Origin of the sequence: Arthrobacter sp. StoSoilB19 (assembly GCF_019977275.1) — a bacterium.
GTDB lineage: Bacteria > Actinomycetota > Actinomycetes > Actinomycetales > Micrococcaceae > Arthrobacter.
Window position 1 is genome coordinate 2,984,151 of the sequence record NZ_AP024650.1, and the last position, 15,081, is coordinate 2,999,231.

Here is a 15,081-nt window from a genome sequence, read left to right on the forward strand (position 1 = left end):
CTCTAGGTTATCCCAGCAGCCCCGTTGGTCCCGGCCGGTGGCTACAGTGGCTTGATGGGCAGACGCTGGATCTTCGACGGGCACATCGCCGGCATTGGCACCACATCCGGACTGCGCGCGGTGGTTGGCATGTGGCAGGAGTCCCCTTTCGGGACCTTCTCGGACGTCATGGTGCAGGAGCCCTCAGGTCACCGCCTGCTGCTTGCGCCGTCCGCCGACATTGCCGGCTTCATAGCGTCGACCTACAGCTTTGATGAGGTGCGCATGGTGGACGTTGCTGCCGGACTGTCCGTCGGCGGGTTGGCGGTCGACGCCGGGCCGCTGGCAATCCAGGCAGTCACCGGGGCGAGGACCTACCTCGGTTCCGCGCTGAAGGCAGTTCCCAGGCGACTTGCAGTCCATCCACGCTGGCTCTCCGCAGTCAGTCCGCTGGCCGCCCTGGCAGCCCGCGGTGCCCGCACCTACGGCACGGCGGGCAGCGGCAGGGCAGAGTTTTACGGGGTGACGGACCTGCACCACGTGACCTCCGCCGTCGTTTCATGGGAAGGCGCCGACGCCGGAGCGCTGGCCCCCATCCGGCCCGCCGTGACCTTCGGTTTCAGCAGCGTCCCGCCCAGGCCCAGTGTCGCGAGGGTGCGCACCACCATAGTGGAGGCCTAGTTTGCTGTAGGTTCCTCTACCGTCAGCTGGGATTCGAACATCCTGAAGTACCTGCCGCGCAGGGCCACCAGTTCCTTGTGCGTGCCCTGCTCCACGATTTCGCCGTCCTCCAGCATGTACACGATGTCGGCTTTCTCGATGGTGGCAAGCCGGTGGCTGATGGCGATGATGGTGCTGCTGCGGTCCGCGAAGAGCCGGGTGAAGATGCGGTGTTCGGCCAGGGCATCAATGGCGGAGGTGGGCTCGTCCATCACCATGAAGGACGCGTCCCGGTAGAAGTTCCTGGCCATGGCGAGGCGCTGCCACTGGCCGCCGGAAAGGCCGCTGCCCTTCCGGCCGCGCGGGTCCTCCATCCAGTTGCTGACGTGGTTGTCCAGGCCGTTGGGCAGCTTATTGATGAAGTCGAGCGCCTCGGCATCCGCGGCCGCCTTGCGGATGCGGTCATCGTCCCGCGGCGAGTCAACGTCGCCGAAGTAGATGTTCTCCGCCGCGGTGGCAAACTCGTATTTCAGGAACTCCTGGCTCAGCACCGCCAGGTGGCGGTGCCAGGACGTGACGTCGACGGCGGCGAGGTCCACGCCGTCGAGCAGCACCTGGCCGGAGTCCGGACGGTAAAGGCCGGCCAGGATGCGGATCAGCGTGGACTTGCCGGCACCGTTCTCCCCCACGATGGCAATGTGCTGGCCTTGGCGGATGGTCAGGCTGATGCCCCTGATCACTTCGATGTCACTGCCGGTGTACGTGAAGCGGATGTCCTTCAGCTCGACTTCCTTCGGCGCTGCCAGCAACGGCGGCGCGTGCTCCGAGTGAACCGGCATTGCCATGAACAACTCGTAGTCCTTCAGGTTGGCGAGGTCTTCATCAATGGAGCTCAAGGAGGACACCAGGTTGTTTGCGGTGGACAGGGCGCGGCTGACGATCTGCTGCACATAGAGGAACTGGCCCACGGGCTGGGCACGGGCAATGATCTGACCCACCACCCAGATCAGCGACACCACCTCCGCACCGTACTGGAGTGCATCGGCGGCCAGCTGCTTGGGGATGTAGCGCCGCTGGTAGTCAAGGCGCCGCCGCTCGTCTGCGTCCCGAAGCCGGGAGCGTAGGTCCATGAGGAAACCGACAATGCCATACAGCCGCATCTCGGCAATGTGCTGCGGCCGGAGGAGGTTGGTTTCAATCATCCGGCGTTGGCGGCGTGAGTCCACCTGCGTGTTCCAGTGCGCAATCTGTTCCCTGGACAGCTTGAACTGCAGGTACACGCTGGGCACGATCGCCACCAGGACGATCACGGCGATCCACCAGCTGACCAACAGCAGGGCGCCGATGGCCAGGATGACCGAGATGAGCTGCGTAAAGATAGCGGCAATGCGGTCCAGGACCCTTGCATAGGAGTCGGAGAACCGTTTGGCGCGGTCGTAGAGGTCCACGGTTTCTTTGTCGTCATAGCGCCAGAATTCGAGGGCGAGGAAGCGCTGGTACATCTGGTCGCCCACAATGGCGCCCACCTTGAAGCTCATCAACTGCTGGATGTACCGGTCAACGCTGTTGAAGGCGCCCCAGAAGAGTCCCAGCGCCGCGGTGACAATGACGTAGACGATCGCAACGCGTCCGGCTCCGGCGTCGCCCGCGTAGGCTGCGGCCAGCGCGGTGGTGGTGAGGGACGCAAAGTAGGTGGTGACCAGGGGAAGAACGGCCGAGATCAGCGAGCCGAGCACCTTCATGATCACCGCGCCCGGGGATGCACGGAAACTGACCCGCAAGACCTGGGCCACGGCGCGGGCGTAAGGCCGTATGGCAAGCCGCCGGTGGGGTTCGCTCTTCGGGCTCAGTTCCGCCGGATGGCGTGATGGGGGCATACCTCAAGCCTAGGGCGCGCACCGAAAGTTTGCGGTAGCCCGGAAGGGCGTTCGGCGCAGCCAACAACCGTTGCCGCAGGCCGGCTGGGGCTGGTTCTGCAGGTCCGTTCCCACCTCTTGCCCGCTGTCATGACAACGGTGTCTAGCGCCGTGCCGGTCAGACGGGCTCGAAAGCAGCCAGGTCCTTGCCGATGCCCGGCCGCCGGAGTTCGTTGACTTGTCTCGTGGACTTAACCTACGCTCCGTCACGTATTGACATCGTTGTCTAACTGAACGCGCGATGAAGGGCGACCTCAAAATGCACAGAAAACAAAAGGGAAGCACGCGGCTCCTTTCGGCCCTGACGCTGACGGGTTTGATATTGACCGGAGCGTTGGCCGGCGCTGGACCTGCGATTGCAGGGAAGTCGGACGGGAATCCTCCCCCCGGGCCCACCACGGGCAGCACTTTGGGCCAGGAAACCTACAGGCCGGCGTACCATTTCTCGCCGGCCAAGAACTGGATGAACGATCCCAACGGAATGGTCTACCACAAGGGGATCTACCATCTTTTCTTCCAGCACAACCCGTCCGGAAACACCTGGGGCAACATGTCCTGGGGACATGCCACCTCCACTGACCTCGTTCATTGGCAGGAGCAGCCGCTCGCCATTTCCACGGATACCCAGGAGGACGTGTTCTCGGGCAGCGTTGTGGTGGACAAGAACAATACATCCGGTCTGGGGACTACGGAGAACCCGCCGCTGATTGCGATTTACACCAGTGCCTACAAAGATGCCTCGCCGCACCGCGGGCTCCAGGCCCAGTCGCTGGCCTACAGCCTTGATGACGGACAAACCTGGACCAAATACAGTGCGGACCCGGTCCTGAACCGGAACTCCGCCAACTTCCGGGACCCAAAGGTGTTTTGGTACAGCACTGCCGAAGGCGGCTACTGGGTGATGGCGGCCGTTGAGGCCCTGGACCACAAAGTACTGCTTTACAAGTCAACCAACCTCAAGGACTGGACGGCCCTGAGCGAATTCGGGCCCGCCAATGCCACGGGCGGACTGTGGGAATGCCCCGACCTCTTCCCGCTGGCCGTTGACGGAGACCCGAACAACGTCAAATGGGTCATGGTGGTCAATATCAATCCCGGCGGGGTGGCTGGCGGCTCGGCGGGTCAGTACTTCGTGGGCAGCTTCGATGGCGTCACGTTTACCTCGGAGACCACGAAACCCAGCGATGCGCTACCCTCCGGAACCCCCGTGGCGGGATTCAACGATGGCACATACAACGGGTGGGCCGTGAGCAATGAACCCGGCAACTGGAAGAACGGACCCTTCACTGACGCTCCGGCAGCCGGAACCCTGCCGGGCCAAAACCTCGTTGGCGGGTTCGTAGGCGCGGGCTTGATAAATTCCTTCAACGACGGCGACTGGCCCCTGGGGTCCATGTCCTCGCCTGGCTTTACCGTAGACAGCGACTACATCAACTTCCTGGTGGGTGGAGGCCAGCATCCGCGGGCCTCCGACAAGCTGGACAATACGCCGCCGCCGGGAGACCTGCTGTTCAATGGCTTCGAGGTCCCGGACGGCACTACCCTCGCCGAAGCCGGCTGGACCGGCACGGGCGACCTCGCGCCGTCGTATCAGCCCGCCATGACGGGAGGCGACTACTACATCGGCGCTAAACGCATCAACACCTTCGAAACAGGCGCGGCCCCGGGTGACGACCGGCAAGGCAGCCTGACCTCCCCCGAGTTCACGCTCTCCCGGAACTTTGTGAGCATGCTGGTGGGCGGCGGGCACCGTTCCCCGGACTCCGGGCAAGTACTGGAGGCCCAGTTGCTGGTGGACGGGAACGTGGTGCGCACCCTGGCCGGGGACGACGCCGGCGCGCTCAACTGGAAGGGCTGGGATGTCTCCGAATTCGCGGGCAAGCAGGCCCGGCTTCGAATCGTTGACCAGGCGACCGGCGGCTGGGGGCACCTCACCGCTGACCATGTCATGCTGACCGACCAGGCTGCGGTGCCGCGCTCGGACGAAACCACCGTGAACCTGGTGGTGGATGGCAAAGTGGTGCGCACAGCTACCGGTGCGAACAGTGAGGTGCTGGACTGGGCGTCCTGGAACGTGGCGGAATTCCGCGGCCGCCAAGCGCAGATCAGGGTCGTGGACAACAACCGGTTCGGCTGGGGACACATCCTGGCCGACGAGTTCACCGCTTCCCCGCAGCCGGCCCGGCCGCGCCTCAACAGTTATGACTGGCTGGACTATGGCCGCGACTACTATGCCTCGGTTTCCTTCGGCAACATGCCCGAAGATAAGCGGGTCATGCTCGGCTGGATGAACAACTGGGACTACGCCAACAGCATTCCCACTTTCCCATGGCGCAGCGCGATGTCGCTGCCCCGCGAGATCGGCCTGACGCAAACGCCGGACGGCCCGCGGCTGACGCAGCAGGCAGTGAAGCAGGTGGACGGGCTGGCCTCTGCGCCCAGTTACCGGAATACCGCAGGCGGGACCATCACTCCCGGAACGCATGCCCTGCCTTCCGCGGCGTCGGGGGATGTGCAGCGGATCGATGTGACCTTCGCTCCCGGCACTGCGGCCAAGTCCGGGATCACCGTATTCGGAAACGGATCATCGTCCACAGCCGTCGGTTACGACGCCGCCACAAAAGAGGTCTATGTCGATCGCGCGAATTCGGGCAATGTCGGCTTCCATCCGCTGTTTGCCTCGGTCGATTCGGCACCGGTCAGCGTGGATGCCCAGGGAAATGTGACCCTCCGGATCTACGTGGACAGGTCCTCGGTGGAAGTCTTCGCCCAAGGCGGACTGCGGACAATCACCGATCAGGTCTTCCCTGCGGACGGAGCCAAGGAGGTAGCGCTGTTCGCCGAGGGCGGCGTTGCGCAGTTGAAGTCGCTCACCGTCACACCGATGAAACAGGCCATGTTCCTGGCGTCCCTCAAGGCGGTCAACGCCGGAGGGAAGGCCCGGGGCTGAGAAAGCAGGCTTCAGCATGCCCAGCCGGCGGCATCCGGTGGCTGGGCATGCTGAAGCCCCCGGCGAAACTATTCCACCGGCTGCAGCCAGGTCAGGACCGACCCGTCCTCTTCGATGTGCCGCGCCAGCTCGGCATTGAATGTGGCTCCGTATTCGGCGGTGATGTGCTCCTGGAAAGCGTCGTCGTCCCGGTACACCTCGAATACGAAGTACTCACGCGGGTTGGACTCCCGGGTATACGGAAGGAAATGTTCGTTGCCCGGCTCGCGGCGCACGCGCTCCGTCAGTTCCCGCATCATCTCCGCGACGCGTCCTTCGCTTCCGGGCTTGACGGTGAATTCTGCATACAGTGTTTTGGTCATGGATTTCCTTCTTTCTGTGGTGGGTCAGTTCGACGGCGGCAGCTCGCCCGAGCCGCGCACGATCAGTTCCGAGGGGACAACATAAGCCTGGGGAGCGCTGTCGTCGCCGTCCATGCGGGCGAGCAACCGCTCAGCGGCGAGCTTCCCGATCCGGTCAGGATGCTGTGCGATGACGGTGATGCCCGGGTCCATCATGTCGGCGAGTGTGAAGTCGTCGAAGCCCACCAACGCCACCCGGTGGCTGGCTCCCCGTTCACGCAGTGCCCTCATGACGCCGAACGTCACGAGGTTCTGGCTGGAGAAGATGGCAGTAGGCGGGTTGTCGGACGCAAGGAGTTCGTGGGCAGCGAGCCGCGCTGATTCTTCGTCGTGCAGGCCATCGCGAACCGGAACAGAACCGGTGGCAACGCCCGCCCGGCCGAGTTCCTCCATGAAGCCCCTGCGGCGATCGCGGGCAGTCTGGATATCAGGGCGGTCACCCAGGTAGGCAAGTTTGGTATGGCCGTGCTTGAGGAGATGGGCTGCAGCCCGCGCAGAGCCGGCAGCGTTGTCGGTTACCACAGCGTCGGCCTCGATCCCCACCGGCTCGCGGTCGATGAAGACGAGGGGCAGGTCCCGGGAGTGCTCGGGGATGACGTAGGCCTGGCTCCTGGCAATGGGTGTCAGGACCATGCCATCCACCCTGCGCCCGAGGAACGCTCCCACCAGGGCCTTCTCCCGCTCGGGGTCGTCGTCGAGGCTTGCAGCGAACACGGCGATTCCGCGCTCGGCGAGGGCGTCTTCCAGTGCGCGGTGGATTTCGCTGCTGAAAGGGTTGGCAACGCTGGGCAGCAGCAACCCGATGGACAAGGTCTTTCGGCCGGCGCGACGCAGGCTCCCCGCCGCCATGTCCAATTGGTAGTGCAACTGCTGGGAAGCTCCCAGGACACGCTGGCGCGTGGCCTCCGAAACGCCGGGCTCGTCATTCATCACCCGGGAAACAGTCTTGATCCCAACGCCGGCCAAGGCGGCCACATGGCGCATGGTGGGTCGGTTCGTGCTGACCTCGGACTGGTAACGATTAGACATCGTTGTCAATACCTCGCTCTTCATCATTGATTCACACTTGACTCTACCCTGTGACATTGATTACATGAGCGATGACATCGTTGTCAGGCACGCTAGGTGCCCTGAGACCAGGAGATTCAATGTTGAGTTCCAAAACCCCGCGGCACACTGTTACTCGTTCCCTCGCCATCGGCGCAGTCCTGACCCTGGGCGCCCTCAGCCTCTCGGCCTGCGGGGGCAACTCTTCCGCAACAGGCTCCACCGACGGTACTTCCTCGGAGAAAATCGGTGTCTCACTGATCGTGAAGACCACGTCGAACCCGTTCTTCGTCTCCATGCAGGAGGGTGCGAAGAAGGCGGCTGCTACAGACGGCGTCGACCTCAAGCTCGCGGCAGGAAAGGCCGACGGCGACGAAGACACCCAGATCCAGGCAATCGAAAACGCCATCTCCAAGGGCGACAAAGGCATCCTCATCACGCCCAACGGCCCGTCCGTCGTCGACGCCCTGAAGAAGGCGAAGGACGCCGGGCTGTTCGTCATCGCACTGGACACCCCGCCGGACCCGGCCGATGCCGCCGACATCACCTTCGCAACCGACAACTTCGCCGCCGGCGAGCTGATCGGCAAGTGGACCGCAGCGCAGCTGGGCGGCAAGAAGGCCACCATCGCGCTGATCGACCTCTTCGACGACAAGGTTGTCTCGGTTGACTACAACCGCGACCAGGGCTTCCTGACCGGCCTGGGCGTTGACACCGCCGACAAGAAGAAGAACGGCGACGAAGCCAAGACCGGAAAGTACACCGGCGGCAAGGGCGGCGAGTACGAGATCGTGGGCAACCAGGCTTCGCAGGGCGCCGAGGACGGTGGCCGAACCGCCATGGAAACGCTGCTCTCCAAGAATCCGAACATCAACGTCGTCTACACCATCAACGAACCGGCCGCCGCGGGCGCGTTTGAAGCCCTGAAGTCTGCAGGTAAGGAAAAGGACGTGCTGGTGGTCTCCGTTGATGGCGGTTGCGCGGGCGTGAACAACGTCAAGTCCGGCATCATCGGTGCCACCGCGCAGCAGTACCCGGTCAAGATGGCCGAACTGGGCGTCAAGGCAATCGTCGACCTCGCCAAGACCGGCAAGAAGCCCGAAAACTCTGCCGGCCTGGACTTCTTCAACACCGGCGTCGAACTGGTCACCGACAAGGCGGCTGACGGCGTCAAGAGCATCACGACCACGGACGCCACCCAGATCTGCTGGGGCAAGTAAGCCGGAACTGTGACAGGAGCAACGATGACCCAGCAACAAACCGCAGGCCCGCCGGTTACCGGGCCCACCGACCTGGCCGAGGAATTCCTCGACCGCCAAACTCCCCTTAGCCGCATCCGCAATGTGCTGCACCGCTACCCGGCACTGAGCCCGGCCATCGTCCTGATTGTGGCGGTGGTGGTGTTCGGCCTGCTCAATGACCGCTTCCTGCGGTTCGAGAACCTGTCCCTGATCACCCAGCAGGTGTCCGTCGTCGGAACCCTGGCCATCGCCCAGACCCTCATCATCCTCACCGCCGGAATCGACCTTTCCGTGGGCGCCGTGATGATCCTGGCCTCCATGGTGGTGGCGCAGTTGGCTGTGAACAACGGCATGCCGGGACCCATCGCACTGGTGGCGGGGCTCGTCGTCGGACTTGCCGCCGGGGCTGTCAACGGCTTCCTGGTGACCAGGTTCCGGCTCCCTCCGTTCATCGTGACGCTGGGAACCCTGAACATCTTCATCGCCCTGACCCTGCTCTACTCGGGCGGCTCCACGGTCCGTGGCTCGAGCATGCCGGGGCTCCTGACCTGGATGGGCAGCACGTTCCCCGTTGGGCCCGTTCGCATCTCCACCGGCGTGGTCATGATGCTCCTGCTCTATGTGGCGGTCGCCTTCATCCTGGGCAAGACGGCGTGGGGGCGGCACGTGTACGCAGTCGGCGATGACAAGGAAGCCGCCCGCCTGGCCGGTATCCCCGTCAACCGCGTCCTGATGAGCGTCTACCTCGCGGCCGGCGCGGTGCTGGCGATCGGAGCGTGGATCCAGATCGGGCGTACCAACGCAGCAAGCCCCAACGCCGGGGTGGACCTGAACCTGGACTCCATTACCGCCGTCGTGATTGGCGGGACCAGCCTCTTCGGCGGCCGCGGCTCCGTCTGGGGATCCCTCCTCGGTGCGCTGATCGTGGGCGTTTTCCGCAACGGGCTTTCCCTGGCCGGGCTGGACGTGCTGTTCCAAACCCTCGCCGTCGGCGTCCTCATCATCATCGCTGTGTCGATCGACCAGTGGATCCGAAAGGTGAAGTCATGACCTCCACCGGGATTGAATCCCCCAAGACCGAAACCCGGCAGCCGATCCTCCAGGCGCGGAACCTCGTCAAGACCTTCGGCAAGGTGGTTGGCCTTGACGGTGTCAGCCTTGAGCTGTATCCGGGCGAAGTGCTGGCCATCATCGGCGACAACGGCGCCGGCAAGTCCACCCTCATCAAGTGCCTCACCGGGGCCGAGGTTCCGGACTCGGGCGAGCTCCTGGTTTCCGGCCAGCCGGTGCACTTCAAGCGTCCGCAGGATGCCCGCGCGCATGGAATCGAAACGGTCTACCAGAACCTGGCGGTCTCGCCGGCCCTGGACGTGGCGTCGAACCTGTTCCTGGGCCGGGAGGAACGGGTGGCCGGACCGCTCGGGTCCATCTTCAGGGTCCTGGACACCAAGGGGATGCGCCGTAAGGCGAAGGAGGAGCTCACCCGCCTCGGAATTTCAACCCTTCAGGATGTCACCGTCCCAGTGGAGAACCTCTCCGGCGGACAGCGCCAGGCCGTGGCTGTGGCAAGGGCAGCAGCGTTCGGTTCCAAGGTGGTGGTGCTCGACGAGCCCACCGCGGCACTGGGCGTGCGGGAGTCGAACCAGGTCCTACAGCTGGTCCGGGATCTGCGGGACCGCGGCCTTCCAGTCATCCTGATCAGCCACAACATGCCGCACGTGTTTGACGTTGCCGACAGGATCCACATCCAGCGTCTCGGCAAATGCGCCGCCACGATCACCCCGAAGTCGCACAGCATGACCGACGCGGTGGCCATCATGACCGGCGCCGCCACGGCCTGATCCGCGTACGACCGCTTTCCTTCACCCCCCTTCCTGTTCGCGGACCTGCTCGCCTGCCCCGGGCGGCAGATCCGCGCCCGTCTTCACGAAAGTTTGCTCCCATGCCCTACACCAGTGGCTCCGGCACCAGCGCCTCCACTCCCGATGTCATCGTGGTTGGCGAAGCACTCGTCGACGTCGTCCGCACCTCCGAAGGCACGGCGGAGCACCCCGGCGGTTCCCCGGCCAACGTCGCCTACGGGCTGGCAAGGTTGGGCGTGCGAACCAGCCTCCTGACCTCAATAGGCGACGACGAACGCGGCGCCCTGATCGAGCGCCACCTGGGCAGCGCCGGAGTTGCGCTGCTGCCAGGGTCGAAATCACCGGGCCGCACGGCTTCCGCCACCGCCACGCTAAGCGCTGACGGGTCCGCCAGCTACGAATTCGACGTTTCCTGGGAGCTGCCGCCGGTGCACCCCGCCACCTTTCCCAAGGTGCTCCACACCGGCTCGATCGCCAGCTTCCTGGCGCCCGGAGCCGGTTCCGTCAAGAGCCTCCTGGAACGGGCGCACCGTGAATGCCTGGTTTCCTACGATCCCAATATCCGCCCCGCACTCTTGGGCAGCCACGCGGAAGCCCTCGCTGTTTTCGAAGACCTGGCCCCCTTAGCGGACGTGCTGAAGCTTAGCGACGAGGATGCCCGGTGGCTCTACCCGGGGGTGACGTTCGAGGACGCCGCGGCGCGGATCCTGGAACTTGGTGCGGGCCTGGCTGTGGTCACCATGGGTTCAGCCGGCTCGCTGCTGGCAACACCCGCCACACGGGTGCACATTCCGTCCGTCCAAACGGTAGTGGCAGACACCATCGGAGCCGGTGATTCCTATATGGCGGCCCTGATCTACGGCCTGCTCTGCCGGAGCACCGATGGCTTGGCGCCGTCCGTCCTGGAAACCCTGGGCAGGATGGCATCCAAGGCTGCCGCGATTACGGTCAGCCGCCCGGGCGCCAATCCGCCCACCCTTGAGGAGCTGACGTCGGAACTGCAGCCGGCGGTATAGGGGCTTAAATGCGGAAGGAGGCGGGGAATTCCCCACCTCCTTCTGCAGCATTAAGCCACCGGGATCAGCGCGAACCGTAGTTCGGCGCCTCCACGGTCATCTGGATGTCATGCGGGTGCGATTCCTTGAGTCCGGCAGACGTGATGCGGACAAACTTGCCGCGGGCCTTCAGCTCCGGGATGGTCGGTGCCCCGGTGTAGAACATGGTCTGGCGCAGGCCCCCCACCAACTGGTACGCCACCGAGGACAGCGGCCCGCGGTAGGCAACGCGGCCTTCGATGCCTTCGGGGATCAGCTTGTCGTCGCCGGACACGTCCGCCTGGAAGTAGCGGTCCTTGGAGTAGGACGTGTTCTTGCCGCGGGACTGCATGGCGCCCAGGGAGCCCATACCGCGGTAGGACTTGAACTGCTTGCCGTTGACGAAGATCAGCTCGCCCGGGGACTCGTCACAGCCCGCCAGCAGCGATCCCAGCATGACGGTGTCGGCTCCGGCCACCAATGCCTTGCCGATGTCGCCCGAGTACTGCAGGCCGCCGTCGGCGATCAGCGGCACGCCGGCCGGCATGGCAGCCTTGGCGGATTCGTAGATGGCGGTAATCTGCGGGACGCCCACGCCGGCCACCACGCGGGTGGTGCAGATGGAGCCCGGACCAACACCCACCTTGATGCCGTCCGCGCCGGCGTCGATCAGTGCCTGGGCGCCTTCGCGGGTGGCAGCCTGGCCGCCGATGATGTCCACGTGGGCGGCCACGGGGTCGGACTTGAGCCGGCGGATCATGTCCAGCACACCCTGGGAGTGGCCGTTGGCGGTGTCCACGAACAGGGCATCGACGCCTGCGTCCACCAGGGCCATGGCCCGCTCCCAGCCGTCACCGAAGAAGCCGATGGCAGCACCCACGCGGAGCCGGCCCTCGTCGTCCTTGGTGGCCAGCGGGTACTGCTCGGCTTTGGTGAAGTCCTTGGTGGTGATGAGGCCCTTGAGCCGGCCCTGCTCGTCCACCAGCGGGAGCTTTTCGATCTTGTTGGTTGCGAGCTTGTGCGAGGCTTCCTCGCGGCTGATTCCCACGTGTCCGGTGACCAGGGGCATCTTGGTCATGACGTCGCTGACCAGCCGCAGCGGGAAATCGGACTCGGGGACAAAGCGGGTGTCGCGGTTGGTGACGATGCCCAGCAGGCGGTTGTCCTCGTCCACCACGGGCAGGCCGGAGACGCGGTAGTGGGCGCAAAGGTCATCAAGTTCCCGCAGCGTGGCCTCGGGACGGATGGTGAGCGGGTTGGTGATCATCCCTGACTCGCTCCGCTTGACCCGGTCCACCTGGTCAGCCTGGTCGGCGATGGACAGGTTGCGGTGCACCACGCCCAGGCCACCCTGGCGGGCCATCGCGATGGCCATGCGGGATTCCGTCACGGTGTCCATTGCGGCGGAGAGCAGAGGGGTCTGCACCGTGATCCGCTTGGAGATCCGCGAGGAGGTGTCTGCTTCGGACGGGATCACGTCGGTGTGGCCCGGCAGGAGCAGGACGTCATCGTAGGTCAGGCCGATGAAGCCAAAGGGGTTGTGTTCGGGCTCGGTCATGAGTGCGCCTCTTACCTTGGTTGCTGGGTCACGGGTAGGGGTTGCAGCCGATGACCAGCCCGTTATTACGGAACTGGCCTGTGCAGACGATCCTGCGGGACCACCGTGCAGGACGGCGTTCCGGGGGCAGAAAGTGTTGAGTAAATATTAGAACCTCGGCGCCGATCCCCCTATTCCACGCCGGTAATGTGAGCAACCGCACGCCCCCACCCACCCTTAGGGCCGGCTCAGCTCCAGCCGGTTGCAGCCAGCAGCCGCTGCTCGAACATGGGGATCATGGTCTCCACATAGGTTCTGGTCAGGTGGTTGTCGTCCTTGTAGACGTACACGTTCCCCACCACCGCAGGGCAAACGCCCCGGGCACAGATGAAGTCACTCATGTCCATCAGGTGCAGCCCGGGCAGCTTGCCGCGGTAGTTCTCCAGTGGCGATGGCTCCACCAGGGACTCGGCGAGCGATGGATTGCAGGCAGCCGCGCCGGCGCCGTTCCGTTGGGCGCACTGGGGCATGTTGAAGGTGAATCTCGGGTTGTCGCGGATTCCCACGATCTCGATCCCCGCGTCGGCGAACGGCTTGACGCCGTCAAGGTACCCCGGCACCTCCGTTTCGAACGGGGCATCCTCATGGGTCAGCGTTGCCACGGTGAACACCGCATCCGGGCGGTGTTCCAGGACGTAGGCGGAGCTGGCCTTGTTGTAGGCGTTGCATTCGGCATTCCTGGTCTCCGATTCGGCGCCGAACCGGCATGCGGGCATCAGGAGGGTGACCAATTCCCACCCACGCGCGGCCGCCACGGGAGCCAGCGCTGCCAGGTACTGCTGGGCATGGGAGTCGCCCAGCACCACGATGCGCCGGGTGGACGGTTCCTCCGGAAGCTCCTGCCGGCACCCCTCCAGGATGGGATCGCCCGTGGCGTTGGCACCTGTGCAGGGCGAGTCGATCCCGGCCCAGTCGTTGTCCAGGGCGGTGGGTCCGGGGATGGTCCTGGCCCTGGGCGCGGGCGTGCTTTCGTTCTCCGGCGTGAGCGACAAGGCCCCCGGCGTCAGCTCACGGGGCTGTGCCGCCGTCGCGCTTTCCTCTGCGGTGAGCGATGTCTGCCAAACCGCCACGGGACCAGCCAGCAAGGCACCGCAGGCAACAATGACGACGGCGGTCCGCCAGGCGCGAAGCTTGGGCCAATGCCAGTCGCGCAGCGGCTTTTCAACAAAGCGGGTGGTCAGGACAGCGAGCACGATGGAGGCAGCGACGATGCCCAGTCCCTGCTTGAGGTTGGGTGCCTCCACGCCGGTGGCCGCGAGCGCCAGCACCAGGACCGGCCAGTGCCAGAGGTAGAGGGCGTAGGAGTTGTCACCCAGGGCGACGGCGGGGCGGCTGCTGAGGAGCCGGTCCACGCCGAACCGGCTGCCGGTTTGCCCTGCGATGATGATGGCCGCCGCGGCCAGTGTGGGCCAGAGTGCCACGTACCCGGGAAAGGACCGGTCGACGGTCAGGACCAGCCCGCAGGACACCATGGCTGCCAGTCCGGCCCAGCCCAGGGCCACCCGCACCACGCGGCCGGGCTTGACGTAGGGCAGCGCCAGTGCCAGCAACGATCCCAGCGCAAACTCCCAAAGCCGGGCGCGCGTATCGAAGTAGGCGTAGGCCTGGTTGCCGGCGGTCTGGTCAATGGAGTAGGCAAGCGACACCGCCAAAACCGTTCCAAAGACTGCGCCGAGCAACCCTCGGTAGGTCAGCCCCTGCAGGCGGGGAACCCGGCGCAGCCGGTTCAGCAACGCAGCGGTCGCGGCAAAGATCAGTGGCCACAGAATGAAGACCTGTCCCTGGATGGACAGGGACCAGAAGTGCTGCAGCGGACTGGCTCCGGCGTGGTCCTGCGCGTAGTAGTCCACTGCATTGTCTGCCAGGAGCCAGTTCTGCCGGTAAAGGAGGGACGCCCAGGCCTGGTCCAGCACCTGTGGCCAGCGGCCCTGCGGCAGGATCAGCCAGGTGCCTGCCAGCACTCCAAGGATCACCACGACGGCGGCCGGCAGCAGTCGCTTGAAAAGGTGCAGCCAGTGCGCCATCAGCTTGAAAGGGTGGCCGGATTCGGCTTTGCGGACGAAGGAAAGCGTGAGCAGGAACGCCGAGATCAGCAGGAAGATGTCCACGCCGCCGGACACGCGGCCCAACCACACGTGGTACGCCACCACCATCAGGACAGCCAGGGCCCGGAGCCCCTGGACCTCGGGGCGGAAAGTGGGCTTCCGTTTCCTGTTCACGGAACTGGACTGTTTCCTGTTCGCGGCACTGGACGGGGGTTCAGGTGCCTTCGACGTTTCCGTTATCGACACTAGAACCTCTCAGGACGCCCGCCAGCCAAAGCATCAAGCCTAGCCAAGCCGGTCAGCAACGGCCAATCAACGCACCTGTTCGGACTATGCTGGGCCCAATCAT

The 15,081-nt window shown here is 64.9% G+C and carries 11 protein-coding genes; 6 read left to right on the forward strand and 5 right to left on the reverse strand.

Annotation, left to right across the window (positions count from 1 at the left end):
- Positions 1-54 precede the first annotated feature (54 nt).
- A complete protein-coding gene (locus tag LDO86_RS13685) occupies positions 55-660 on the forward strand; it encodes a hypothetical protein (RefSeq protein WP_224084028.1) in 606 nt (201 codons plus the stop codon).
- Here LDO86_RS13685 and LDO86_RS13690 read toward each other — a convergent pair.
- Positions 657-2,516, reverse strand: a complete 1,860-nt coding sequence (locus LDO86_RS13690) for an ABC transporter ATP-binding protein (protein WP_056394172.1) — start codon at positions 2,514-2,516, stop codon at positions 657-659. The genes LDO86_RS13685 and LDO86_RS13690 overlap by 4 nt on opposite strands.
- 502 nt (positions 2,517-3,018) lie before the next feature.
- Between LDO86_RS13690 and LDO86_RS13695 the strand changes: the two genes are divergently transcribed.
- Positions 3,019-5,505 carry a GH32 C-terminal domain-containing protein gene (locus LDO86_RS13695; RefSeq protein WP_263422041.1) on the forward strand — a complete coding sequence of 829 codons (2,487 nt, stop codon included), beginning with the start codon at positions 3,019-3,021 and terminating at the stop codon, positions 5,503-5,505.
- Between the two features lie 68 nt (positions 5,506-5,573).
- Here the strand turns inward: LDO86_RS13695 and LDO86_RS13700 are convergent, their stop codons facing one another.
- Positions 5,574-5,867, reverse strand: a complete 294-nt coding sequence (locus tag LDO86_RS13700; protein ID WP_018769217.1) for an antibiotic biosynthesis monooxygenase — start codon at positions 5,865-5,867, stop codon at positions 5,574-5,576.
- 24 nt (positions 5,868-5,891) lie between these two features.
- Positions 5,892-6,890, reverse strand: a complete 999-nt coding sequence (locus LDO86_RS13705; RefSeq protein ID WP_018769216.1) for a LacI family DNA-binding transcriptional regulator — start codon at positions 6,888-6,890, stop codon at positions 5,892-5,894.
- Between the two features lie 164 nt (positions 6,891-7,054).
- Here LDO86_RS13705 and LDO86_RS13710 point away from each other — a divergent pair, with 164 nt between their 5' ends.
- The 4 genes from LDO86_RS13710 (at position 7,055) to LDO86_RS13725 (ending at position 11,072) form a co-directional block, all read left to right on the forward strand.
- Positions 7,055-8,173, forward strand: coding sequence for a substrate-binding domain-containing protein (locus tag LDO86_RS13710; protein WP_018769215.1), 1,119 nt, complete (start codon positions 7,055-7,057; stop codon positions 8,171-8,173).
- Between the two features lie 24 nt (positions 8,174-8,197).
- A complete protein-coding gene (locus LDO86_RS13715; protein WP_018769214.1) occupies positions 8,198-9,244 on the forward strand; it encodes an ABC transporter permease in 1,047 nt (348 codons plus the stop codon).
- Positions 9,241-10,035 carry an ATP-binding cassette domain-containing protein gene (locus LDO86_RS13720; RefSeq protein ID WP_018769213.1) on the forward strand — a complete coding sequence of 265 codons (795 nt, stop codon included), beginning with the start codon at positions 9,241-9,243 and terminating at the stop codon, positions 10,033-10,035. Before LDO86_RS13715 ends, LDO86_RS13720 begins: the two co-directional genes overlap by 4 nt.
- Before the next feature lie 101 nt (positions 10,036-10,136).
- Entirely contained in the window at positions 10,137-11,072 is a 936-nt protein-coding gene (locus LDO86_RS13725; RefSeq protein WP_018769212.1) for a carbohydrate kinase, read from the forward strand.
- Positions 11,073-11,136: 64 nt separating this feature from the next.
- Here LDO86_RS13725 and guaB read toward each other — a convergent pair whose 3' ends face one another.
- Both guaB and LDO86_RS13735 read right to left on the reverse strand, forming a co-directional pair.
- A complete protein-coding gene (gene guaB, locus LDO86_RS13730; RefSeq protein WP_018769211.1) occupies positions 11,137-12,648 on the reverse strand; it encodes an IMP dehydrogenase in 1,512 nt (503 codons plus the stop codon).
- 227 nt (positions 12,649-12,875) lie between these two features.
- Positions 12,876-14,906 (reverse strand): acyltransferase family protein, encoded by a 2,031-nt coding sequence (locus tag LDO86_RS13735; RefSeq protein ID WP_018769210.1) that lies wholly within the window; start codon positions 14,904-14,906, stop codon positions 12,876-12,878.
- Positions 14,907-15,081: the final 175 nt, after the last annotated feature.

Bases quoted from the DNA above. Each gene is read 5' to 3' on its own strand.
- LDO86_RS13705 (WP_018769216.1), bottom strand. From the start codon at position 6,890: ATGCGCCATGTGGCCGCCTTGGCCGGCGTTGGGATCAAGACTGTTTCC.
- LDO86_RS13725 (WP_018769212.1), top strand. From the start codon at position 10,137: ATGCCCTACACCAGTGGCTCCGGCACCAGCGCCTCCACTCCCGATGTC.
- LDO86_RS13720 (WP_018769213.1), top strand. From the start codon at position 9,241: ATGACCTCCACCGGGATTGAATCCCCCAAGACCGAAACCCGGCAGCCG.
- LDO86_RS13695 (WP_263422041.1), top strand. From the start codon at position 3,019: ATGAACGATCCCAACGGAATGGTCTACCACAAGGGGATCTACCATCTT.
- guaB (WP_018769211.1), bottom strand. From the start codon at position 12,648: ATGACCGAGCCCGAACACAACCCCTTTGGCTTCATCGGCCTGACCTAC.
- LDO86_RS13685 (WP_224084028.1), top strand. From the start codon at position 55: ATGGGCAGACGCTGGATCTTCGACGGGCACATCGCCGGCATTGGCACC.
- LDO86_RS13710 (WP_018769215.1), top strand. From the start codon at position 7,055: ATGTTGAGTTCCAAAACCCCGCGGCACACTGTTACTCGTTCCCTCGCC.
- LDO86_RS13700 (WP_018769217.1), bottom strand. From the start codon at position 5,867: ATGACCAAAACACTGTATGCAGAATTCACCGTCAAGCCCGGAAGCGAA.
- LDO86_RS13690 (WP_056394172.1), bottom strand. From the start codon at position 2,516: ATGCCCCCATCACGCCATCCGGCGGAACTGAGCCCGAAGAGCGAACCC.
- LDO86_RS13715 (WP_018769214.1), top strand. From the start codon at position 8,198: ATGACCCAGCAACAAACCGCAGGCCCGCCGGTTACCGGGCCCACCGAC.